Origin of the sequence: Rhodonellum psychrophilum GCM71 = DSM 17998, assembly GCF_000381545.1 — a bacterium.
GTDB lineage: Bacteria > Bacteroidota > Bacteroidia > Cytophagales > Cyclobacteriaceae > Rhodonellum > Rhodonellum psychrophilum.
The window spans coordinates 460303-484872 of sequence record NZ_KB906674.1; the positions used below are offsets into that span (position 1 = coordinate 460303).

Genomic DNA, 24570 nt, shown 5'->3' on the forward strand with positions numbered 1-24570 from the left:
TTCACTTTCTTCAATACTTCCAAAATTCCAACGCATCATTGTTTTTCACCACCATCATCAGCCTTTGCCCGGAAATTTCAAAAGAGTGGAGGCCACGGATATCTCCATCGAGTTGGAGACCATGAAGGGCATTGGGTTGGAATTCGAAAGTACCATCGCCTTTTCCCAGAAGAACATCTCCGTAACTGGCGTCGTATTTTCCAACCTCTGGTTTTGCAGCGGAAAGATTGCCGCCCAAAATAAGATCTTCTATTCCATCACCATTGATATCTGTCACCAATATGCCGTAGATCCATGACCTTTGGGCCATTCTGGGCAGTGGCTTGATCTCAAATTTTCCAGCACCAAGGTTCATCATGCTGGCAGAGGAGAAGAAATTGGCCTCTTGGACTATTGCCTTCTCGAGCTCATCGGAGGAGAATATTTCCTCAAGAGCCTGGTTGTTGTAAGCACTGTATTTTAAAAACCTTTTTTTAATCGAAGGAATTTGCCTTTCAAGTTCATGCTTGAGCGTGAAAAGGACATGCTTGTCACCGTGTTTTTGTGTAAAAAGATGTTCTACACTTCCATTTTGGTCAATATCGTTGATGAATAATCGGATGGGATTTTCCAGACTCGCCTTGAACCGGGTATTCAGCCCGTGATTGCCAAGCACCAAATCAGGTTTCCCATCCTTGTTGAAGTCACCGACGGCAATGCTTTGGTACCAGCCTTTGTGATTTTCCCATTCGGGCATCTCTATTTTTTCCAAGGATTTCCCGGTATTCCTGAAAAGAGTAGGGGCCATCCATTCCCCGACCAAAATAAGGTCTTCCTTGCCGTCGCCATCATAGTCAATGAGAGCGGCATCGGTGACCATGCCAATTTCATGTAGGCCTGGTGCCAAAGAAGCTGTTTCGTTTATAAAGTTTCCCTTTCCGTCATTGATCAGGAGGTAACTGCTGGCGGGAACACCATAGACAAAGGGAATCAACCTTCCCCCGACGAAAATATCCAGGTGGCCATCTCCATTCATGTCAAACACCTTGACCACGGAAGAGCTGATTTTTAATCCCGCTATCCCGCTGTCTTGTGCCTTGGTGAATTTTCCTTTCCCATCATTCAGATAAAGCCTATCTGCAAGGTCAATCGCCCCAAAACCGGATTCATTTCCACCGGAGGTGACAAAAAGGTCAAGATGACCATCACCATTGGCATCAAAGAAAACTGCATCGGTGTCCTCAGAAAACCGATCGGTTTCAAAAACTTCCTGAATGGATTTTTGAAAGGTTCCATTCTTTCTTTGCACAAAGAGCTGTCCAGCAAAGCCTTTGGCAGCTCCGAGATAAATGTCTTCCAAACCATCTCCATTGATGTCCCCAAAGGCTGCTTTTGGCCCTTCTGTGGAAAGCATGTGGTAGGTCAAACGGTCCCGATCAAAATCCACGAATTGGTTTTCCTGATGGGTGAAGTCCAGAATTGATTTTGCATCGGTTTTTGTGAAAATCGGTTCGGGTAAAGCAGGAAAGAATTGATAACCCAGGGGCGGATCGACTGCTTCTTCCCACTTTAATGTCAGGAGCTGGTCTGCCAATATTTCTTTGAGTATGGTAACTTTCCCATCCGGCCACCTTACCTGAACCTCGTCAAGTTGATCCACCGTGCCCAGACCAAAGGTAAGTTTGGGATCTACTGAGGATTGGAAACCCCTATTTGGCATTTGTTCTTGATAGAATATTTGGTCACCTACCTTCAGCCGGATTTGGGTTCCCACGGCAGCGGTATTTCGGTTTTTCCCGATAAGTTGGATTTGAAGGCTGTGGTTTTCCGGGAAGAATTGCTTGCTCTTGTTTTTGTAAATCAAGACCTCATTGTTCACATTGTTGATCACCAAATCCAAAGTGCCGTCATTGTTCAAATCGCCATAAGCCGAACCATTGGAATGGATGGGATCTCCCAAACCCCATTCATGAACCACATTGGTGAAATTCAAATCACCACGGTTCTTATAGGCATAATTGGAAATGGGATTGATGGGGATGGGGTCTACCAAAGCTTTGTAGTTCACTCCCGATTGTGTGATGATTTTCTTTTTGGTTTCATCATTACCGATAAAATTGAGATAATCCAAGTCGGTGATGTCCTGATAAATCCCATTGGCCACAAAAAGATCCTTGAGTCCATCATTGTCCATATCAAAGATCAAGGCTCCCCAGCTCCAGTCGGTTGCTTCAAGGCCAGCCATTCTACCCATATCGCTGAATGTCCCATCTCCATTGTTTACATGAAGCATGTTGCGGGTATATTGGTAATGGTACCCGTGTTCCACGTTGAATTGGAATTTGTCCCAGCTTTCAAAAGTGGTGATCTGTTTTAGTCTTTCCTGCGGCTCTGGAAGCATTTCGGTTACAAAAATATCCAGCAATCCGTTGTTGTTGATGTCTGCAATATCCGCTCCCATGGAGGCTGCACTGGTGGACCGCATGTGGGATTCAAGTTTTTCGGAGAATGTCCCGTCCTGATTGTTGATGTAGAGGTAATCTCTTTCGAAGAAGTCATTGGAAATAAAAATATCCATCCATCCATCTTGGTTGACATCGCCGATGGTAATGCCAAGTCCAAATCCAATTAGGCTGCCATAGATACCCGCTTCCTCACTGACATCCGTAAACTTTTCTCCGTCATTCCGGAAAAGCTTGTCACCTCCGACGGGATCCCTTTTTGGGCGTTCATTCTGCATCTTGTTGAAACTACCGATAGATTGGTAGCTGTTGTTCAAGAGATAGACATCCAAGTCGCCATCATTGTCAAAATCAAAAAAAACAGCGTGGGTGGAATATCCTTGGTCAGCCAGGCCATAAGCTTCGGCCATCTCCGAAAAAGTCCCGTCACCGTTGTTGATGAAGAGTTCATTCTGTTTGTTGTCCCCGCTGATATCTCCCGAATTGCAGACATAAATATCAAGCAAACCATCACCATTGATGTCGGCCATGGCAACGCCGGTACTCCATGCACGGGTCCCTGCGACTCCGGCTTCCTCGGTGACATCACGGAATTTGAATTCGCCTTCGTTGAGGTAGAGTTTGTTTGTGCCAAGATTGGAGGTGAGGTAAATATCCAAAAGCCCATCGTTATTGACATCGCCAAGGGCCACGCCACCCCCATTGTAGAAATTTCTATAGGTGAAAATATTGAACTCCTCGTCGAAGGGAAGATCATTCCGGAAGTCAATACCTGAGATAGCAGCGTCTATTTTTTCAAATACAGTATCTTTTTTGTGTGTATCAACCTGCTTACAGCCAGAAATGAGGCCTATTGCAAACAAATAAGAAAGAAAGCTTGAATTGATTTTCATCTTCATCTTATTTTATTTCTGAAATTCCTTTAACTCTGAGGTCAAGCATTTCGACCCTGACCAGTGTCCTTTCTTTTATAAAGGTGCGGATCAAACGGTTTCCATCTATCTTAACCCAAACACTGACTTTGCCACTTTTGTCCTTGACTTCAAAAAAACCTTTTCCATACCAACCTTCCAAAAACGAAACCACATCTTCAAGCAACTTTTCATTTGTAGTTTCTGGAGAGGTGGGGGTCCAACCAAGATAGCGGAATTCAATCGGCATAAAATAGAGCATACCATTTTCAAATTGGGGATAGAAATACATCTCCGTCTCTTTTCCGGATGGCATTTCAGGGGAATATCGGACTTGCAGTTCATGAGCACCGTTGACCAACACACCCTTCTTGTTCCACTCCCAGCAAGTCGTGTAAAAATCTTTCTTATTCATGCCGAATTTCAGGTCGAGGAATAATTCTTCTACCACTTTCCCCGAAGAAAGTTCCCTTTCCTTGATTGAATCATATTCTGACTTGGTCTGGCAAGAATAGACCAAACTGAATGCAAAAAGGGCAATAAATATTCTGATCATTTTTTGTTCAATTCAAAATTTGAAATTCATTCTGTTAAACCCCATCCTTTTGAGGTTTTCAATTCGGGCCGATTGTCGGGCGCTTTACCATTTCCAAAACCAATGGCAAATCATTATTTCTACTGACGAGGATACGATTTCCATTGATGGTTTTTATGCTTTTGATATCTCGGATCTCTCCATGGACGAAGAACCCGGATTGATTTGCAGGGATAATGATAAGGTTTTTTTCATTTGTCCCCGTTAGGTGCCAACCGAAACTTCCCATATTGATGCCCAACTCAGGCTTGATCCGGCTTTGATTCCCCCCAATCAAGAGGTGTGTTTTGCCTGATTCGTCTCTAAAGGAATGGATTGCGGACACGGGGCTGCTTTGGATGGGTGAGGGTAGTTTTGACTTTACAAATGTACCATTTCCTTGATTGATAAATAGGCTTGTTTCCAAGGTATGGACGTCCAAAACCATGGTTTTGGACAAAACATCTACTGGGAATAAATCCTCCATCCGTTTATTCTTATAAGCATCATAGGTCAATAATTGCTTCCTCAAATAAGGCAATTGCTTGATTAGACTGCGTTTCAAAACCAAAGGATAGGAGAAGTCACCTTCATATTGGGTAAGAATCTGTTCGATACTGCCGTTTTGGTCAAAATCATTGAGGTGCAACTGAAGGGGTTTTTCCGGGCTGGCGAGCAGTCGGGTGTTCAATCCCATGTTTCCGGCAAGGATATCCGGTAATCCATCTTGGTTGATGTCCAAGATCTGAATCGTATTCCAAAATCCATTGGTTTGGTCAAAGCCAAATGCCTGGGAGACATTGCGATATTTTCCTTCGGTTTTTTTGAAGACCTTGATGGACATCCATTCGCCTACGACAATGATTTCTTCCTGTCCATCTCCATCAATATCCACAATACTGGCATCTCTGCTCATCCCAATCCCCTTGAATTCAGGGGCAAGCTCTGCGGATATGTTTTTGAATGCCCCATTGCCTTGGTTCTCCAAGATCAGAACATCCGTGGGGATTCCATAGGCAAAAGGAATGGATCTTGTGCCTATCAAAAGATCCGGTTTTCCGTCTCCATTGTGGTCAAACACCTTCACAAACGCGGTGGGTTCAAAGCGCAAGGGAAGGTTTTCTTTGGTTTTGGTAAATCGCCCCTTGCCATCATTGAGATATAGTCGGTCCTGATAATTCGGGTTGTTGTTACCGAATTCAATACTGCCACTTGCCACGTAAAGATCCAAATGCCCATTTCCGTTGGCATCAAAAAGCACAGCGTCAACATCCTCCGCCAATTGATCTTCGGTAAATTCTTGGGCCGAATAGAAGGAGCCACCTGCTTTTTGAATCCAAATCGATGAGGCTTGCCCTTTTGCTCCTGGAAGGAAGAGGTCGTCCAGTGAATCCCCGTTGAGGTCGCCTACGGCAATTTTGGGTCCCTCGTTTGAAATCATGTGAAACCGCAGCCTGTCCCGGTCAAAGTCTATGAAATCACTTTCCTCGTGTTTCCAGGGAATTTGCTTGGCGAATGGTTTGATCAGCGTGTTCTTGAAAGATAAATTGGGTTTTTGTTCAATTGATGCGGATTCAGGCCCCAAAACCAGAAGTGTATCCATAACCACTTGAGTTTTTAGCGTGGTTTTTCCGTTTGGCCAAAGGATTTTAAGGGAATCGATTTTTGTAATTTTTCCCAAGCCAAAATGTAGGCGGTGATCCACTGAAGACATGTAGCCCTTGACAGGATTGTTTTCAGCATAGAACAATTGACCACTGGCAAAGACAGATACTTGAGCGCCAAATTGCCCCTGAAGATCCAGCTGGAGGAAATGGTTGGCATTGATTTCCCTGCTGTTGTTTTTGAAAATGGAGGCTTCTCCGTTGAGATTGTTGACGACCAAGTCCAGGTCTCCATCATTGTCCAAATCCGCATAGGCCGCACCTGTGGAAAAGGTGAGTTGCTCCATTCCGGAGTGGGCAGCAATATTGTTGAATTTGAAATCCCCCAGGTTTTTGAACAAAAAATTCTGTTGGGGAATGGAAGGGAATTCATCGATCATTTTCGTAAGCAAAACGCTGTCCTTTTTGAATTGGTCGATCAGGCTTTGGTTATTCATGTAATAATCCACAAAATCGAAATCTGTCAAGTCTTTGACGATACCATTGGCTACAAAAATATCCTTCAATCCATCGTTGTCCACATCAAAAATCAAGGCTCCCCAGCTCCAATCCGTCGCATGTACACCGGATTGACGGGCCACATCGATAAAATGAACCTGATCGGAATTTGGTTTTAGGCCTAGGTTGCGTTGGAGGGTATTCCTGGTAAATTGATGGAAGTATCCCGATTTCACGTTGTTTTGGTATTTGTCCCAGTCCTCAAATGGTGTTTTGGTCTTGAATCTTTCCATGGTAGCCGGGAGCATCTCGGTCACGAAAATATCTGGCCAACCATTGTTGTCCAAGTCCGCAATGTCTGCACCCATGGAACCCATGCTGATTTCGGTGAGCATTTCCTCCAACGCTTCTGTAAAAGTGCCGTCACCATTGTTGAGGTAGACATAGTCTTTTTCAAAAAAATCATTTGAAACATAGAGGTCCGGCCAACCATCCTTGTTCAGGTCGGCTACTGTGACGCCCAATCCATATCCAATGGTGCTGCCATAAATGCCTGCCTCGGCACTTACGTCCGTGAATTTTCCTTGGTCATTTCGATAAAGTTTGTTTCCTCCAAATGGATCGCGAAGGTCCCTTTGTCCTGTTCTCAAATCATTGATTCCAACCGAGCGGGCCGAATTGTTGAGTAGGTACATGTCCAGGTCACCATCTTTGTCATAGTCAAAGAATACAGCATGCTGAGAAAGCCCTTCGTCGGCAAGTCCGTATTCCTTTGCTTTTTCGGTAAAAGTCAAGTCTCCGTTATTGATAAAAAGTGAATTGTGTCGTTGTTCACCTCCTAAGGGCCCGGATTTACAAATATAAATGTCCAATAACCCGTCACCATTGATATCGGCCATGCTTACACCCGTGGACCAAATCCCGGATATAGCCAAACCGGCCTTTTCGGTAATGTCTTCAAATTGAAAATCACCCTTGTTCAGATAGAGTTTGTTTTCGGCTTGGTTACCTGCAAAAAAAATATCCACCAATCCATCGTTGTTGATGTCTCCAATGGCCACTCCGGCACCATTGTAAAAGTTACGGAAAAGGTAGGGGTTGAAATTCTCGGTGTATTTCAGGTCATTTTTAAATTCAATGCCTGTCCAATCTTTGTCCATCAATTCAAAAAGCACCGTTTCCTTTTCCGCTTTTTTTGAGCAGGAAATCAGCAAGATTGTAGCGGAAAAAAGAAGTGTGACGATGCGTGTCGGGGCTGACATGAATAGAGAATTAATTTGGGGTTGACGTCAATTTCTATTTCTAAGATATCCATTAAATAAGAAAGAAGTGCACCTTCGTGCACTTCTTTCATGAATCTCAATCAGTAATCCAGTATTAATATCCTGGGTTTTGTGTCAATTTCGTATTGGACTGTATCTTGTTCAAAGGTACCGGGAATACGTTTCTATTGGCAGTGGAAGTTGGTTTTTCCCACCAAGGGGCTCCAAATCTTCCGAATCTGATAAGGTCCGATCTTCTCCATCCCTCAGCATACATTTCACGTCCTCTTTCTGCAAGTAATTGATCCAAAGTGATAGAAGTGAAAAGGTCTGCTCCCGCTCTGTCTCTTATTTGATTCACAAAAGGAAGTGCACCAGAAGGATCACTCCGTCTCAATCTTACTTCGGCTTTCATTAAAATCACATCACCATATCTAAATACAGGGAAATCATTGTTCAAATCTGGTTGAGCACCGGTAGCGATTTCAAATTTATTGGTTCTTACACCTGCTTGTCTGAATGCATTTGGTTCCAATTGATTGATGCGTGGAGTGAAATTAACTTGTACTCCATCTGGATCACCATCAAAACCTGCGGCATCTTCCAAAATAGTTACACCATCACTTGCATACTGTAAACCCGCTCTGAAATTATTTTTCCTGAGATCGGCTTCATCATAGCTGTTGTAGAATTCTTCCAATGCAACATAGCCATTCCAAGGCTGATCGACGAGATCAAAAGTCTTTTGGGACTCGTAATGCAATGACATTTGATGGATATTAAAACCACCTGCGTTGTTGGCATCATAGGGAAGGGTAAACATGTTTTCAACAGATCCAGCGTTAACTGAAGCGAAATTTGAAAAGTAGTTTGACGCTATACTGTAAGGCCCCGTCATGATGACATCAATCATGGTTTCAGCTTCTGCCCATTTGGGTTGACCAATGTAGACTTCAGCATTCAGGTACAATTTTGCAAGGATCATGTGAGCTGTCCAGAAATTGAAATTGGTTTTGGTGTTTTCCTTTGTCAAAAGTGGTCCATTTTCCAATACCTCAGATTGAATAAAATCAAACAACTCTTGTCTTGAAGAACTTGGAGGGTTTGCATCCGTGGTCGTTTCTATGATCAACGGAACTCCACCACCGAAGTTATCCAATAAAATCAAGTAAGAGAAGGCTCTTAAAACTCTCATTTCTCTGCCCAGGTCTTCCAAATCCGGATATTGCTGGAGCAATGCGTTGGCTTCTGCAATCACCCTAAAAGGGGTGTCCCAAACACCGTTGATCTCTCCATCACCTACCTGCCAAGTATGTCTGTGGGCTCTCACCCAAGTACCACCATCAGCCCAGTCACCACCCTTTACAGGAATGGCTGCTTCATCAGAAGTGATTTCTTGATAACTATAGAACCCACCATGTCCTCCCCAGCTACCATTTCCCATAAGCCTGGTATAAGCAGATTGCTTTAAAACCTCAGCAAGTTCTGGTGGGGCTTCATTGGTCAATCTTTCTTGTGTGACCCCAGTCAATACTTCCTGCTCCAACTCGCATGACATCATGGTCATTGTCGCGAGTGCGCCTACACATATTGTTTTAATTGATCGTAACATATTTATTTTGAGTTTATGTTATTTAAAGGTTATGGTTAATCCAAGAGTCCAGATTCTTGGGATGAAATAAGTATCTCTTCTTTCGATACCTGGCGCCAATTGGTCTAAACCATTGTCCGTTGGATCTCCCCATCTTACTTCAGGATCTACTCCTGTGAAGTTGGAAAGTGTAAATAGATTCTGAACACCTGCGTACAATCTCAAATTTGAAATCGCATCTGAGGTAGTAGGAATATTGTAACCCAATTGAAGATTGTCCATCCTGATAAAATCACCTCTTTCAATATAGAAATCAGAGATTTGGCTAGGCGCGTTGGATATTCTTGGGCTAGTAGGTGTGTTTTTTGTGATAACAGAATTCCAAGTGGCATTTCCATCACCTTCGTAGAACAATCTGTAAGAGTTCAGCATTTGGTGTCCCCATGAGCCTCTCAACAAGAAATTCAAATCCCAGTTTTTGAAATTGAATTGGTTGGTCAAACCAAAATCACCAGTTGGCAAGGCATTGCCAAGAACTTCGAAATCGTCTGGGTTTTCTGTAGACAATACAGTAGTTCCGTTTTCGGAAATGTTAAGTAGTCTTGGTCCATAAATGTCGCCGACTCTTTCACCCTCAAGGTTTCTGATCACTTGAGCATTGTTTACACCAGGAGAACCAGGTACACCTCTTCTGATTTCAGGCAATGTCAATCCACCTGCACCAATATTCTCAATTCTTGCTCTTTTGTAAATCGTGAATATAGCAGTAGGAGTCCAAGTCACACCACCACCGATGTTGATGTTGTTTGCAGTCATTAAAAACTCAAAACCTGAACTGTTTAATCCTGCGATATTTGCCCAAATGGAACCTGCCGTGTAAGGGAAGAATTGTCCAGGCTGATCTGCTCTTGGATTGAATGGGTTTGGCTGGCCAATATTTACCCCTACATCAAACAACAAATCTTTGATGTTTCTTCGGTAATAGTCCATACTACCCGTGATCTTTCCATCAAATAACGCATAGTCTACACCGACTGTAAATTCCCTTGTGGTTTCCCATTTCAAGAATTGGTTTGCGTTGTTCAACTGTACTGGGGCTACCCATGCAGAGTTAAGGTTAAGTGGATCCAATTGGATTCTGTTGCCGTTTCCATAAACGCCAATTGCCAAAGTTGGAGATGGAGGCAATTGACCTACTATTCCAAATGATCCTCTAAGCTTAAATTGGCTAAAAGGACCCATGTCAAAAATCTGGGTAAGGTCAGCACCTGTAGAGAAAGCAGGGAAATAACCTGTTTGATTTTGAGCACCAAAGCCTGAATAAGTTTCTGCTCTAAGTGTTGCAGAAAAGAAATACATGTTTCTAAAGTTGAAATTGGCTCTACCAAACACGGAGTTCAAAGTAGATTTGCTTGCATTGCTATAAAGATTGGTGTTTTCACCAAATCGAATACCAGCAGCTCCCAAGTTATTCCAGCTTTGGTCGTACAAGAATTGTCTTGCCTGTGCGCCGAAAGCTCTGTCCTCAAACAATTGCGTTTCGACACCACCCAATACTGTCATGCTTAATCCACTTCCAATTTCCGTTTCGTATCTCAAGTTTGCTGAGGCGATGGTATTGGTCCTGTCATAGGTGTTTTGCTGTGCAACGCCATTGTTGGCAGCGCCACCACCTGGAGCTCTATCGCTTCTTGAGTTGTATTGTCCGTTTAAGGTATTCAATACATCTTGGGAAAACTGAGCAGAAATGACCAAATTATCGATGATGTCATACTCCACTCTGTAGGAATAAAGTCCATTTCTGACCTTGGTCTGATTTGTTCTTGTGTTGATCAATCCAACAGGATTGTTGTTGTCAAATCCAGAAGGTTGGAAAAACTGTCTGTTTTCACCCGTTCCTTCATAAATCGGCATGGTTGGATTGAGGATAGTTGCGTAAAGCAAAGCCTCTCCAGGGATATCAGTCGCCTCGGTATTGGTGAAAGACAAATTGAAGTTCATTCTCAACCTGTTATTCAACGCACCGTGCGATAAGTTTAATCTCGTATTCAATGTCTCCCTACCTGAATTTTTCACTACACCTTGATTGTTTCTGTAGTTAACTGATGCAAAGTAGTTTGTGTTTTGATGACCTCCAGAAATGGATGCGTTGGTAGTACCGTTCATCGCAGTTCTAAGGATCTCATCTCTCCAATTTGTGTTTTGGCCAAAATCAGCCGTAGGAGCTCTATTTGCTCTGAATTCATCAGGACTCAAAACAGGAATAAGACCAGTGGCTTGCTCAGCAGAACCAAAAGTATTGATCGTTACATTTGCAAAACCTTTTCTGGAGCTGCCCTTCTTGGTCGTGATCAAAATCACACCAGAAGCACCTCTTGTACCATAGATCGCAGCAGCTGATGCATCTTTCAACACATCAATTGATTCGATGTCATTGGGATCAACAGCATCGATTGAAGCACCGATCACACCATCCAATACGACTAGAGGAGATGAGTTGGCTCCGAAGGAAGAGATACCTCTCAATCGAACGGTTGGTTGTGCATTTGGCGAACCACCCGGAGTGGAGATATTCAAACCCGCAACTTTACCTTGTAATAAGCTTTGTGGATTGGTGAAGTTACCTCTGTTGAATTGTTCTACGCCTACGCTGGCAACAGAACTGGTAATCTCTTTTTTATCTTGGGTACCATAACCAATGACCACAGCTTCCTGTAGGCTTCGGATGTCTTCAGCCAATTCTATATTGATCACACTTTGATTGCCAACCACAACTTCCTGGGAGGTAAACCCTATAAAGGAAAATACCAAAACATCTTCTCCTTGTTGAAGACTGATTCTGAATTTGCCATCCAAGTCGGTGGTGGTGCCTTTCGTCGTTCCTTTGACGAGAATGGTCACACCTGGTAAAGGATCTTTCAAGGTAGCATCCAGGATGGTTCCTGTTACCTCCCTGCTTTGTGCATTTGCCGATAGAATCGTTGCTACAACGAGCAATGTCATCAGCATAAATGCTTTCATTTTTAGTAAATAATTTCTCATAGGGTTTGTTGTTTTGTAAAAAACGATTTGGTTTTAAGATTTAAAGCCTAATCAAAAATGATTGTTTAATTTTAATTTTACAATTTTTAACATTTGACACACTTGCCATTTGACTAAAGTCCTGTTAATGGATTAAAGGTATTTTTCGTTAATGCTTAACAAACGTGAGGGTATGTTATATAAACAGCAACCGAAAACGTTTGAAATTTGCGAAATGTTAAATTTTTCCGATTTTATTAAAAATGTCAAAATATTCTGGCTTTTTTTTAAAACTGATGATTTAAGCCCAAAATGTTAAATTTCAATCACCTAACTCATTTTTGGTGTTTTTGTGAAATTCTGTCTTTTCGCAAAAAACGATCAGAATTATTGGCGATGAAAATTTTACAAGGCAAAATTTCACGATCAAATCACATTTTTTAGGTGAGGAATAGAGCAATGTAAAATGGGTCACTGTTTTTGTACTCCCAATGTGTTTGACTAAAAATGAGTTTTGTTCCCAGAGAACATATTCGTTAAATATTGTCAAACCTCATTTTAGACTTGGGCGTTTCAAATAAACGACACTATTTTTACGAAGTCCTTCTCATCAACTTTATGCAGAAATATCAGAAAACCTTATTTGTCGTCTTGATTTTTGGATTCCTTCAATTTCTTTTTTTTGAGGGGAATGCCCAGGGAATCAGAGGGAAAGTCACTTCTGACTCAGGCGAATCCATGGCTTTTGCCTCAGTTTACATTCGGAATCTTGCCGATGGTGTTCCCACAAACCAAAATGGGGAATATGAATTTGGTCTCAAGGCAGGATTTTATGATGTTTTGGTTCAGCATATGGGATATACATCGGTACTCAAGACAGTGGAGGTAGGGACAAATTGGGTCGAGCTGGATTTTGTGTTGGCACAACAGGTTTATGCGCTTCAGGAGGTGATTGTGAAAAGCGGGCAGGAAGATCCAGCCTTGACCATCATGAGAAAGGCAATTTCGAAAGCCAAATTCCATAGGTTACAAGTACAGGAGTACAGCATGATGGTTTACCTGAAAGGAACGGGACAGTTGACGAATGCTCCCTTCTTTGTGAAAAAGGAATTGAAAAAGGAAGGGGTCAAACTTAATGAAGCCTACACCACCGAATCGGTATCCAAAATAAAGTTTTCCCAACCCAACAAGGTTGAGGAGGAGGTAATCAGTATTCGGACCAATGGGGACAACAACCAAACCTCTCCCGCACCTTTTTTGGCGACAAGCTTTTACAATGATAAAATCAACGATGCCATCTCTCCTTTATCCCCATCGGCATTTGCCTATTATAAATTCAAATATGAAGGATCTTTCTTTGAGGATGGCGTGATGGTGAGCAAGATCAGAGTCAGTCCACGATCAAAAGGAGAGCGGGTTTTTGACGGTCATATTTACATTATCGAGGACATATGGGCGATCCATAGCCTTGATTTCACCACTTCTTTATTGGGTTTTGATATTGGGGTAAAGCAACTTTATGCACCGGTGGCGGAAAATGTTTGGATGCCGACAACGCACACCTATACCTTCGGAGGTAAGTTTTTTGGGTTTGCGGGGGAGTATAAATACTTGGCTTCCACTAGGGATTATAAAATCACCCTAAATCCTGATTTATTGGTTGAAACCAAAATCATCGATGAAAAAGTGGATGAGGTGCCCAAGGATGCAAATGCTTTTAACAAAAGCATTTCAGCGCTTGAACAAATGGGCCAAGCCGATAAAATGACCAGAAAGGATTTTAGGAAACTGGTCAACGAATATGAAAAAGAGGCCTTAAAGGAAAGGGAAGAAATAGAGGTGGTCTCAGAGAGAAGCTATAAAATTGATTCCCTGGCGAAAAAAAGAGACCTGAGCTATTGGGACAGTATCCGTCCGATCAAACTGACCGAAGCGGAAATTAAGGGCTATCAGCGCGATGATAGTCTAGCGGTAGTGGAAGCAGCCAAAGTGAGTGATCAAGACAGCACCGTGCAAAAAGCCAAACGCAATTTAAAATTCTTGGAAATATTGACCGGAGGGACCTATTATTTCGGGAAAGGGAAATCCGCAGGATTCCATCCCAATATCGCGAAAATGTCCTTCAATACCGTGGAGGGGTATAAAATTGGGCTTTCTGGCTATTATCGAATAGAAAAAAGCACCAAGATGGCGGACAGTGTCACTAACCATGTGCGCTCTTGGAATTTCAGGCCAGAAGTCCGCTATGGTTTTGCAAGCAAACAAACCTATGGTACATTGGACGTCAGGAGATCGATCACCAAAGGCCAATCGAGTCAGACGATTGGGCTTACGGGAGGATCCTACATTTATCAATTCAATGGAGACAATCCCATCAGCGAGCAGGTCAATGCGATCTATTCTGTTTGGTTCAGGCAAAATTACATGAAACTTTATGAGCAGGATTTCCTCAAACTTTATTATGCCCAAAGGATAAGTGATGCCTTCACCTACAGGTCGAATTTTACCTTGGCCAATAGGAGAGAACTGGAAAACAACTCGAATTTCAGCTTTTATAAAAAACCAGAAAGAGACTACACCGCTAACGTGCCGGAAAACGTGGAGGCTGGTCCGACTGCATTTCAGGATCATAAAGCAATGGTTTGGCAAACCTCGGTGGAATGGAGGCCTGGGTTGAAATATAGCATTCGAAATGGAAGGAAAAGTCCAATCTTCAGCTCTGCTCCCCTAATCAATCTTTCTTACAAAAAGGGGATCAATGGCATTTTTGATGCCGGCGCTTCGGCTGCGAAATTCGATCTGGTAGAAGCCGGGATTGAGTACGTTTTCAATTTTGGAGTGAGCGGCAAATTGGATTTCAATATCAATGCTGGAACTTTTATCAACAATGATCAGGTGTATTTTGCGGATTACAAGCATTTTGGCGGAAACAGAACCATTTTCGCGAATATGGGCGTGGCATCCAATTACCGGTTTCTGGATTATTACCAATACAGCACCCAATCCCAATACATCAGTAGCATTGTCCATTACCAGTTTAGGAAGTTCTTATTGACCCAATTGCCCATGTTGCGCTTTTCGGGAGTCCGGGAAAACCTCTTCCTCAATTACCTCAAAACCCAAAATTCTCCCCATTATGTGGAGCTGGGATATTCCTTGGATAACCTTTTCAGGATTTTCAGGGTGGAGATCGGTGCCGGGTTTGAAAACGGGAATTATTCCAGGGGAGGGGTTAGGTTTGGAGTCGCGAGTTTTATCAACATAGGGTTTGATAACTAAGTATTTTCGGATTCCGTAAATTTCCAAAACGCACATAAGAAATGCGTGCGTTTTGGAAATTTGGAGATTGGACCAAATCCCTCTATATTGGTCCCAGTAAGGTTTAACAATTGGAAAGATTTTACAGCCCATGGCTGTTTAATCTTTATTTCAAGCTTTTTTGAATTGGTAAGCTCACATTTCCAAGCCCAAGTTTTTTTGTCAACTTTTTCCTTGGCCCACTGCAAGTTTTTATTTGGAATTCTCTAGAAAATTGGACATTTGATTTTCCCCGGGAATTTCCCCCAGTCGAAGCCTTATGCTTATTTCGGGTCTAGCATTTATATCGTCCTGATAATTAAGCCAAAACCGCTCCTTTGCGTTTGGATTTTTTCCTCAATTTATTGATCCAGATAATTGTTCCGGAAACAGGCAAGGATGTGGCGATTAGACAGGAAATGAAGTAGAGAATTTTGGAAAAAGTGCCAAAAACGTTTCCAACATGTAATGCTTTGATGGATCCCATTACTCTTTCGTTAAGCGGTTTGTCCCGAAAGATGTCCACTTCCAGGATTTCGGCAGAAGCTTTGTCCAAAATGATTTTGTCTCCGGCAGCAGACGCAAAAAAACCTGTTCTGGTTTTGGAAAGATTTATTGATTTATCCGATGCCTCTGGGATTGAAATCCTGAAATTGCCCGGGTAGGAAAGTCTTTCATTGGCTTTTTCCAAGTACTGTTCCCATGGAAGCAGGGCAATATCGATGGGGCTTGTCTCTTTTTCAACCTTTTCTCCTTTTTTTGCCTCAGCCATTGGCGGCCTTCCTCCTCTGCCTTTTGGTTGCTCCACTTGAAATATGGAGTATAAGCCACTTTTGTACCAATCAAAAGACCAGTATAGCCCTGTGAGTGACATGACCAACATCAGGAATGCGGCATAAAAACCCAAAGTATTGTGAAGATCATGGTTGATTCTTTTCCAATTGGAATCGAATTTGATTTTTAATCCCTGTTTCCAATATCGGACTTTCTGGGGGATCCAGATGCACATGCCAGTCAGGATCAGAAGCGTGAAAATCACGGTTGCCCATCCCACAATGGGCCTTCCGATGGATGTATCCAACAGCAACCAGCGATGGAGCCGAAACATCTTCATGAAAAAAACCGATCCCACAGCTTCGCCTGAAGCCGTGACTTGTCCCGAGTAAGGGTCAAGGGAAAATCCGGTCCCTCTTCCCTTTTCGTCCTTTTTCAGAAGGGTGAATTGGTAGGTTTCATCGGGTTTTGCTGGGATGTTGATGGTGGTGACTTTTCCATCATTATCTTTTTCCAGTTGCAGGATCAATTGTGCAATTGGCAGTTTCGAATCACCGATGGGCCCATTGACCTTATATCGGCTCGGTTCCAAAAATCGCTGGATTTCATCACTAAAAGTGTAAATGGTCCCGCTTAAACAGACCACAAAAATAATCAGGCCACTGGCTATACCCAGCCATAAATGGATTTCATTGATCACTCTTCGAATTTTTGGCCAGATTCCCGTTTTTCTATTTTTCATTATCACAGCTTAATGTTTTGATTTATGTCTTGAGTTTATTTTGCCCACCAAATGCGGGATTCGGTGATGTTATCATTGCCTTGTTTGAGGACCTCATCCAGATTAGTCATCCGTTCGGTTTCTGGATACATCAGGCGGAGTGGATGGGCTGTTGGATTTGGGGATTGTAAAGAATTGGGAAAGTTGGGAAGTCCCAGTCTTCGATAATCATTCCATGCCTCGATGCTGCTGATGCTGTTCAGGGAAAGCCATTTTTGGGTAATTATCTTGGCCAACGAACCATCATAGGCGACACTTTCTTGTGAATTGTAAGCGGTGAACAAGAATTTTTCGACATTCATATAGGAAAAAGACTCCTGAATGGCTGCTTCATAAAGTGATTTTGGGGCGTCAGAAATCCATCCCCTTTGGGCAGCCTCTGCTTGAAGAAAAAGGCTTTCAAAGGAACTGAGTAAAACAGAAGCTTGGGTTGAGCTTTTTAGGAGTGCTCCAGCCTGGCCGTTATTTTCAGCCGGCCCTTTCATTGGTGAGGTTACATTTCTTCCATATAGGGAATGGTTCACTTCGGGATCACCAAAAAGGACTCCTCGGAATTCGCCTTTTACAGGTACGTACAATTGATTCAATCTGGGGTCATTGCGCAGTTGGTATTGCTCCAGGAGGAATTGGGTTGGACGAATATCCTGGTAATTTCCTGTGACCGCATTTTGGACATTTCGATAATAATTCTCCCAAAAAGGATTGAGTTTTCCGGCAGAATTCAAGTAGCCAGGTTGTACCATGGCACTTTGGCCCAGCATCAAAAAGCCGCTTCCTTCAATATTGATCTTTTTGATTTCTTCCTGGATATAGGCCAAAGGACTGACTTCACTTTGCCGTACCAGCGCCCTTAGTTTGACAGTGTTTCCAAATTTGGCCCACAACGTTACATTTCCGGCAAAGAGTACATCATCTTGCCCGGCAAGAGTTCCTGCGGGGGCATTTTTCATGTCTTCGATTCCTTCCGAGATCAGATCAACTGCTTTTTTATACACCATTTCACCGGATTCATATGCAGGTGTGGCATGTGTTGTCCCCTGCAAGGCCTCATCAAAAGGGATGTTGTCATAAAAATCCACCAAGCGTAAAAAATGAAAGCCTTGCATGATTTTGGCAGCACCTTCGTAAAACAAAGCGCCTTCTTGGGCTGCTTGATTTCTGATCAATCGGTAATAAAGCAAGGTGGTATAAGTTGTTTCCCAGACAGGAAATCCATCCCGGACATCACGCAGGCCTGGACCATTGTAGGTCTTTTGATTGAAGAACAGGTTGATTCCCTCACTCGTAGTGCCCCAGTATCCGCCCCAAAGTGCGCCGAGTTGATTGAGTTGTCCTGTTTCTTGGTTTACCGATGCCACCAAAGCTGCGGGGAAAGTTGCACTTAATTTTAGATTTTCCGAAACAGGTGCATTGGGGTTGTCATTTACATCCAGAAATCCATTGCATCCAAAGCTGAGTAAGGCGATCAGGATTATTGGGGAAAAGAATAATTTATTGAAGCTTTTCATAAGAGTAGTAGTGAAATTTGAGGAAGAAACCAGTTGCATGGAGGCCACTTAAAAGCCGACATTGATATTGAATCCATAAGTTCGATAAGGCGGAACCTGTCTGAAACTTACATATCCATCGGTGGAATTGTAAAGGTATTCGGGGTCTCCATGATCATTGTCCTTATGCCTGATGATAAATAGGTTGGTCCCGATCAAGGAAAGGCTTGCTGTTTTGATGATTTTTTGGCCAGAGAGCAGGGAAGGGGGAAGATTGAAAGTAAGGTTGAGCTCCCTGAGTTTGAAGAAATCGGATTGGACTGCGGTATTGGATTGGACTTTTCCTTCAAAATCCCAAAAGGCTTTGTCACCAGGTGAAAAAACATCTCTGTTTTCCACGAAACGTCCATCTTCCAATTCTATGGAGGAATTTGGATAAATGAAGGGTTGGCGGTCATAAGCTACCGTATTTGGATGTGTACCGGCAGTGTATTGTCTTGGGATGATTTCTGAATAAAGCCATCCACCCCAGCGACTGTCAAATTGGGCACCTATGCTGACGGATTTGTATTGGTAGAAGGAGCTAAAACCCAATTGGAACGGGGGAACCATACTTCCCAAATGGGTTTCTGCATCAGCAAGAACAGGATAGCCGGTTGATGGGTTGATCACAATTCTTCCCTCGGGATCTCTTTTGTAATCGCTGACCATTAGGCTCGGATAAGCTTGCCCAACATTTGCGTAGGATTGTCTGAAGATATTATAGGATGTGCCTTCATAAAGTTCCTTGACTTGGTTTTTGATATGGGAATAATTCAAGCCCAGGTTTAATTTCTGGTCCTTTGTGTGGAGGACATCTGCATTGATGCTCAATTCAATGATGTTATTGGTCAATCTTCCAGCGTTCACAATCGCCGTGCTGTACCCCGTCGCGCGGGAAGTGGTGGCATTGAAAATCTGTCCTTCAGAATCTGAATAGACATAACTCCCTTCAAAATGCAGCCTGTTGTCAAATAGACTCAATTGGGTCCCAATCTCAAATGAAGTCACGAATTCGGGTTGAATGGAAGGATTGGGATAAGCGCTGCCGGGGGAGAAGCCCACCGTATTTCCGAAAGGAAATCCGTTTGATTGACTATAGGCATTGTTTAAACTGTAGGGTTGGAGGGTGACATTTCCTGTTTTGTTCCAGGAGGCGAAAATCTTACCGAAAGTCAGCACGCGGCTGTCTTTAAGGGCGGGAATGGCATCGTTGAAAACAAAGGAAGTGCTGACTCCTGGATAAAAATAGGATCTATTGGAAGGGGCCAAAACAGAAACCCAGTCTTTTCGGCCCGTCAAGGTCAGGAAAAGGTAATCATTGTACCCAGTGGTGAATTCTCCATAAACCGCAAGGGATCTGTATTCAGTGAGGGAAGATCCAGAACCTGAGGACAATTCACCAATTCGACTTGCGGGATTGAAAAGGTCAGGAAGCAACAAGTTTGAAGCACCGACGGTTACTGTTTTTCGATTGTCTGATCTGAAATTTTGCCCCAAAATCAAGGAGGTTGAAAAACGGCCAATTTGTTTGTTGAAGTTCAGGATAAAATCCCCGTTGAGTCTCTGGAAATTATCATTGATATCCGTAACGCTTCCGACCACATTGCGTCGGCCTGCCGCCTCAAATTTCCCGCTTCTGTTTTGGCTTTCATCAAAGCTGCTGTACATCCCCAGTCGATACAGGGCGCTAAACCATGGCGTAATTTCGTATTCCAGCTCTATTTTGCCATTAAGGGTTTGTTGTTTGTTGGATTGCCTGTTGTTGTCCAATAGGAAAAAGGGGTTTTTGACCTGGTCTGTAAAGTACAGGTTGGGATTGGCGATGCTGTTTGGGTCTAGCCAATCTTTTAAACTTGAATAATCAATATTTGCGGGGGAAGTATAGGCGGCCAACCATGGGCCATCAGGTGCCATATCTTTTTTGAATCGGATATAGTTGATATTGTAGGAGGTTTTCAACTTCCCGAATTTTTTCGATCCATTGAATCGGGCGCCTGTTCTCTGACTTTCGTCTCCGGGGAGAATCCCTTTGATGGAGACATCCTGTATGGAGACGAAATAAGTCGAGCTTTCATCTCCTCCTGAAAAGGAAAGGTCATTTTGGATATTGACACCAGTTTGGAAGATTCCCAATCGATTGTCCTCGCTTGGAGCAGCGTACAAAAGCTGTGGTTGGGTTCCATCTGGAAGTAGTCTTCCAAAATCCCTCAAACTTCCATCGAACCGAGGTCCCCAAGATTCACTTTGAATAGGATCATAGATGCCATTCTGACCCTGACCAAATTCTTTTTGTGCCTTCGGCAAAAGAAAAGCTTTTGAAAAAGTCGTGGTGTTGCTAAACTGGATACGTTCGGTTCCTCTGGATCCAGTCTTCGTGGTGATCATCAGTGCGCCATTCACTCCCTCGGAACCATAAAGTGCAGCGGCATTGGCGCCTTTGAGTACCGTTATGCTTTCAATATCATTGGGATTGAGACGGCTAATATCAGGTACCGGAACACCATCTACTACATAAATGGGCGCATTTTCGGACCGATTCAATGAGCGGGTACCTCTGATCACAATTTGGATTTGGGGATCCACCTTGCTGTCGTACATGTTGATCCTAAGCCCCGCTACTTTACTGGCCAATCCAGTTAAGGGATTGATGGTTTTGCCTTGATTCAAGTATTCATTCGAAACCACTTGGGTTCCGCCACCTATTTCTTTTGCGGCCCTTTGGATGCCCAGCGCCCCTGTTACGACTATCTCGGAAAGGATTCTGGTGTCTTCTTTCATGTAAATTTCAAACAAAGCTTCATCCCCTGGCGCAATAATATCTTGGGTAACAAATCCTAGGAACTTGATTTCCAAGGTCTGGCCTGGCTCAGCATACATTCTAAAAAGCCCATTCTTGTCAGAAACCGATGTGATGGGAGTGCCTTTTACTTGAACAGTCGCTCCAGGCAAGGGCAGTCCGGTAGTGTTTTCTTTGATCAACCCATTAATGTGGGTTTTTTGTGCGTAAAGTTTGACTGACAAGCCCAGCAGTAACAGGGCCAATAGGTGTTTTATTTTCATTTGTTAGTTTGTTTTATCAAGACAATTGGATCAGAAACTCGAAAGCTTAATATTATTTAGACTTAATCTAAAAAAGATTAACTTTGTGCAAATATAGAAGCCATTCTATTTTGGGAATGACTATAAAAGGAATAAAAAATGACGGATAAAGGAATATTGTCTTCCGAGGTATTTAAGTCTTTGATTGAGGAAGAGCTTCAAAACCAGCCCGTTAATCGAGAGATAGTTGCTTTCGATGCACATGCCCATAAAAATTCCTTTTCGGAAAAAATTCTTGATTTTAGTCTAGGTGCGGGCTACGAATATTTTTCTGAGGACATTTATTTTCGTCATGTAAAGTTGGAGAAAGGTGTCCCAAGCAGCGTTACCATCAATTTACCGATGGATTACATCCAAGTTATTTTCTGCTTAATGGGAGGTTTTTGTTACCGCTGTGGAGAGGTAGAAAAAACGGCACTGGATATTCGGGAAGGGCTTTATAATGTCATCCATTTTGCACAAAAAGAATTATCGGTTCAATCCTTTTCTGCCGAAGGTTTTGAGGGGCTTGTCCTCTATTTAAAAAAAGGCTATTTGGAAACCTTCCAACCTTTTGACTCTCCCCTTTGGACATTGTTTTTGGAATCGGTCCATAAAAACGAATCGGCAGTGCTGTCCAATAAACATTTGCATCTGGATAATAAAATCAAATTTTTACTTCGACAGTTGCTCGAGGAGAAACTTTCAGGGTCTTTGAAATTCTTCTTTGTGGAGGCCAAAGTTCGGGAATTCCTAATCTATCATTGGAATCAGTTGGCCCATCACGATCAGGGCCATTCCCATGACACATTGGATTCAGATCAGGTTGAAAAAATGGAAGCTGCAAAAGAAATACTACTCAACAGTCTGAAAGACGGTATTACGTTAAAAGAACTTTCGCATCAGGTTGGGACCAATGAATACCATCTGAAAAGGAATTTCAAGCTCGTTTATGGAAGAACCGTTTTCGGCTTTTTATTGGATTATAAAATGGAAATGGCAAATTATTTACTGCAGGATCCAACACTCAAAATTTCTGATATTGCCGATAAATTAGGATACAACCATGCTACACATTTTAGTGCTGCCTACAAAAAGCATTTTGGGCTTTTGCCGAAGGAAGCAAAAGCCGGCGGAAAATCACCCGGTCATTAGCAAATGAAGCTCATGGAGAATTTTTAGTGCAGCCAATGAAATTTCCAAAAAACATATACTTCTGCGCACAAAAAAGCCCGGCCAATTCAAGCCGGGCGATTACAATTCTTCTATTTTGATTTCATCAGACCTTCATGATCTCAACTTCCTTTTTCACCAACAATTCGTCGAGTTTGGAAGAATATTGTTCGGTTAATTTTTGAACGGAATCCTCCGCTTTTTTCACTTCATCCTCTGAGGCACCCTCTTTTTGAAGTTTTTTCAAAGAATCGTTGGTGTCTTTCCTGACGGTGCGTAAGCTGATTTTGCCGGATTCACATTCTTGCTTTGCTTGTTTTGCGAGGTTTTTTCTTCTTTCTTCAGTCAGGGGAGGGATTGTCAAGATGATGAGTTCTCCATTGTTTTGAGGAGCAAGACCCAAATCGGAATTCACGATTGATCTTTCAATCTCACTGATCAGGGTTCTTTCCCAAGGCTTAATGGAAAGTGTACGCGCATCAGGTGTAGTGACAGATGCCACTTGCTGTAAGGGGGTCGGTGTTCCATAATAGGAAACCATAATTCCGTCCAAGAGATTTGGCATTGCCTTGCCTGCTCGGATTTTAAGTAGTTCGGCAGCGGTATGATCCACGGCCTTTTGCATGAGTTCTTTCGTTTCCTCCAGTTGCAATTGAATTTCTTCCATGTTGATTCTGGCTTATTTTGAAGTGATTAATGTCCCTATTTCCTCTCCCATTACCAATTTCTCCAAATTTCCGGATTTATTCATGTCAAAAACGATAATTGGAAGGTTGTTTTCTTGGCAAAGGGTAAAAGCAGTCATGTCCATGATGCTGAGATTTTTTTCGTAGGCTTCCTGAAAAGATAGTGTGGTATATCTTGTCGCATTTTTGTCCTTCTCAGGATCTGCAGTGTATACACCATCCACACGCGTCCCCTTCAAGACCACTTCTGCTTCGATTTCGATTGCCCTCAAGCTTGCCGTGGAATCTGTGGTGAAATACGGATTGCCAATACCTGCGCCAAAAATAACGATTCTACCCTTTTCCAAGTGCCTGATGGCCCTTCTTCGAATAAAAGGCTCGCAAACATTTTCGACTTTAAAACCGGACATGAGTCTGGTGTACATCTTATTTTGTTCCAAGGCACTTTGAAGCGCCATTGCATTGATCAATGTCGCCAACATACCCATATAATCTCCTTGGACGCGGTCAATTCCGCCTGTCTCGGCTTGTACCCCTCGGTAGATATTGCCTCCTCCGATTACGATGGCGATTTCAGTTCCCAGGTCTTTCACCTTCTTGATTTCCTGGGCATATTGATTGAGCTTTTTTGGGTCAATACCATAATTCTGGTCCCCCATCAAAGCTTCGCCACTTAACTTTAGCAATATCCTTTTGTACTTCATGATTTATGTAAAATTTGAAAAACGATGCAGTTTGAATGAGTTTGATCCAACTTTAAAATCCGACAAATATAATTTGTTCAGCTTAGAATTCTAAAGCTAAAAGGTTAAAATTGAATTAACACCTGATTTTTTTCCACACTGTCCCCTTTTTTGATTTTCAAAACCTTAATGGTGCCATCTCTTGGAGATTTCAGGATGTTTTCCATTTTCATCGCTTCAAGGATCAAAATAGGATCATTTTTTTTGACTTCGTCTCCGACTTTGACCTTAATATCAAAAATCAAACCAGGCATTGGGGCTTTGAGGTCTTTGATTTGCAGGTTTTGGGAGCCATTCATTCCAAGTTTCTCCAATAACTGATCAAATTTGTCCTTTAATATGACTTCAGTGACCTTGTTGTTGAGTTTGATTCGGACGGTTTTGGTTTCCGCATTCAGGCTGATCAGCTCCAAATTGAATGATTTGCCCTCATGAAGGACATGAAAATGGTTTTCGCTGATTTGCGCAAAATCCCATTTTAGGATCTCTGAATTGACGATATACCCTTCTGGGGATTTTTCTACCGTTAATGCTGCTTTGTCGATGGTAACTGAATACATTTCCTTTATTTTGCGCTAAATATACAATTAATCTTTAAAATGCCTTT

At 42.7% G+C, this 24570-nt stretch carries 13 protein-coding genes; 2 read left to right on the top strand and 11 right to left on the bottom strand.

Annotated features, from left to right (window positions below; all coding sequences use genetic code 11):
• Positions 1 to 10: 10 nt before the first annotated feature.
• From F824_RS0105340 to F824_RS0105360, 5 genes are all read right to left on the bottom strand, one after another.
• The gene (locus tag F824_RS0105340) at positions 11 to 3340 is read right to left on the bottom strand and encodes a VCBS repeat-containing protein (protein WP_019596835.1); all 3330 of its coding nucleotides are present in this window, start codon (positions 3338 to 3340) and stop codon (positions 11 to 13) included.
• A gap of 1 nt (position 3341) precedes the next feature.
• On the bottom strand, positions 3342 to 3908 hold the full coding sequence (locus tag F824_RS0105345) for a hypothetical protein (protein ID WP_019596836.1): 567 nt from the start codon (positions 3906 to 3908) through the stop codon (positions 3342 to 3344).
• A gap of 58 nt (positions 3909 to 3966) precedes the next feature.
• Positions 3967 to 7290 (bottom strand): VCBS repeat-containing protein, encoded by a 3324-nt coding sequence (locus F824_RS0105350; protein WP_019596837.1) that lies wholly within the window; start codon positions 7288 to 7290, stop codon positions 3967 to 3969.
• A 115-nt stretch (positions 7291 to 7405) separates the two neighbouring features.
• Positions 7406 to 8902, bottom strand: coding sequence for a RagB/SusD family nutrient uptake outer membrane protein (locus F824_RS0105355; RefSeq protein ID WP_026333517.1), 1497 nt, complete (start codon positions 8900 to 8902; stop codon positions 7406 to 7408).
• An 18-nt stretch (positions 8903 to 8920) separates the two neighbouring features.
• A complete protein-coding gene (locus tag F824_RS0105360) occupies positions 8921 to 11923 on the bottom strand; it encodes a SusC/RagA family TonB-linked outer membrane protein (protein WP_022582110.1) in 3003 nt (1000 codons plus the stop codon).
• A gap of 597 nt (positions 11924 to 12520) precedes the next feature.
• On the opposite strand from F824_RS0105360, the gene F824_RS0105375 reads away from it, so the two are divergent.
• Positions 12521 to 15181: a DUF5686 and carboxypeptidase regulatory-like domain-containing protein gene (locus tag F824_RS0105375; RefSeq protein WP_019596842.1), complete on the top strand. Its 2661-nt coding sequence runs from the start codon at positions 12521 to 12523 to the stop codon at positions 15179 to 15181.
• Between the two features lie 337 nt (positions 15182 to 15518).
• Here the strand turns inward: F824_RS0105375 and F824_RS0105385 are convergent, their stop codons facing one another.
• Genes F824_RS0105385 through F824_RS0105395 form a run of 3 tightly spaced genes read right to left on the bottom strand, consistent with a single transcriptional unit; the run spans position 15519 to position 21343 of the window.
• On the bottom strand, positions 15519 to 16715 hold the full coding sequence (locus F824_RS0105385) for a PepSY-associated TM helix domain-containing protein (RefSeq protein WP_019596844.1): 1197 nt from the start codon (positions 16713 to 16715) through the stop codon (positions 15519 to 15521).
• A gap of 35 nt (positions 16716 to 16750) precedes the next feature.
• Positions 16751 to 18262: a SusD/RagB family nutrient-binding outer membrane lipoprotein gene (locus F824_RS0105390; RefSeq protein ID WP_019596845.1), complete on the bottom strand. Its 1512-nt coding sequence runs from the start codon at positions 18260 to 18262 to the stop codon at positions 16751 to 16753.
• Positions 18263 to 18310: 48 nt separating this feature from the next.
• A complete protein-coding gene (locus tag F824_RS0105395; protein ID WP_019596846.1) occupies positions 18311 to 21343 on the bottom strand; it encodes a SusC/RagA family TonB-linked outer membrane protein in 3033 nt (1010 codons plus the stop codon).
• A gap of 138 nt (positions 21344 to 21481) precedes the next feature.
• Between F824_RS0105395 and F824_RS26770 the strand changes: the two genes are divergently transcribed.
• Positions 21482 to 22516 carry a helix-turn-helix transcriptional regulator gene (locus tag F824_RS26770; protein ID WP_019596847.1) on the top strand — a complete coding sequence of 345 codons (1035 nt, stop codon included), beginning with the start codon at positions 21482 to 21484 and terminating at the stop codon, positions 22514 to 22516.
• 124 nt (positions 22517 to 22640) lie between these two features.
• Here the strand turns inward: F824_RS26770 and frr are convergent, their stop codons facing one another.
• From frr to F824_RS0105415, 3 genes are all read right to left on the bottom strand, one after another.
• Complete coding sequence (gene frr / locus F824_RS0105405) at positions 22641 to 23201, bottom strand: ribosome recycling factor (RefSeq protein WP_019596848.1); 561 nt, start codon at positions 23199 to 23201, stop codon at positions 22641 to 22643.
• A 12-nt stretch (positions 23202 to 23213) separates the two neighbouring features.
• A complete protein-coding gene (gene pyrH, locus F824_RS0105410; RefSeq protein ID WP_019596849.1) occupies positions 23214 to 23924 on the bottom strand; it encodes a UMP kinase in 711 nt (236 codons plus the stop codon).
• A 104-nt stretch (positions 23925 to 24028) separates the two neighbouring features.
• Positions 24029 to 24523 (bottom strand): acetyl-CoA carboxylase biotin carboxyl carrier protein subunit, encoded by a 495-nt coding sequence (locus F824_RS0105415; RefSeq protein ID WP_019596850.1) that lies wholly within the window; start codon positions 24521 to 24523, stop codon positions 24029 to 24031.
• Between the last annotated feature and the right edge of the window lie 47 nt (positions 24524 to 24570).

Coding starts and splice junctions, on each gene's coding strand:
- F824_RS0105375 (WP_019596842.1), top strand. CDS start 12,521: ATGCAGAAATATCAGAAAACCTTATTTGTCGTCTTGATTTTTGGATTC.
- F824_RS0105350 (WP_019596837.1), bottom strand. CDS start 7,290: ATGTCAGCCCCGACACGCATCGTCACACTTCTTTTTTCCGCTACAATC.
- pyrH (WP_019596849.1), bottom strand. CDS start 23,924: ATGAAGTACAAAAGGATATTGCTAAAGTTAAGTGGCGAAGCTTTGATG.
- F824_RS0105360 (WP_022582110.1), bottom strand. CDS start 11,923: ATGAGAAATTATTTACTAAAAATGAAAGCATTTATGCTGATGACATTG.
- F824_RS0105340 (WP_019596835.1), bottom strand. CDS start 3,340: ATGAAGATGAAAATCAATTCAAGCTTTCTTTCTTATTTGTTTGCAATA.
- F824_RS0105355 (WP_026333517.1), bottom strand. CDS start 8,902: ATGTTACGATCAATTAAAACAATATGTGTAGGCGCACTCGCGACAATG.
- F824_RS0105345 (WP_019596836.1), bottom strand. CDS start 3,908: ATGATCAGAATATTTATTGCCCTTTTTGCATTCAGTTTGGTCTATTCT.
- F824_RS0105390 (WP_019596845.1), bottom strand. CDS start 18,262: ATGAAAAGCTTCAATAAATTATTCTTTTCCCCAATAATCCTGATCGCC.
- F824_RS0105385 (WP_019596844.1), bottom strand. CDS start 16,715: ATGAAAAATAGAAAAACGGGAATCTGGCCAAAAATTCGAAGAGTGATC.
- F824_RS26770 (WP_019596847.1), top strand. CDS start 21,482: ATGACGGATAAAGGAATATTGTCTTCCGAGGTATTTAAGTCTTTGATT.
- F824_RS0105415 (WP_019596850.1), bottom strand. CDS start 24,523: ATGTATTCAGTTACCATCGACAAAGCAGCATTAACGGTAGAAAAATCC.
- F824_RS0105395 (WP_019596846.1), bottom strand. CDS start 21,343: ATGAAAATAAAACACCTATTGGCCCTGTTACTGCTGGGCTTGTCAGTC.
- frr (WP_019596848.1), bottom strand. CDS start 23,201: ATGGAAGAAATTCAATTGCAACTGGAGGAAACGAAAGAACTCATGCAA.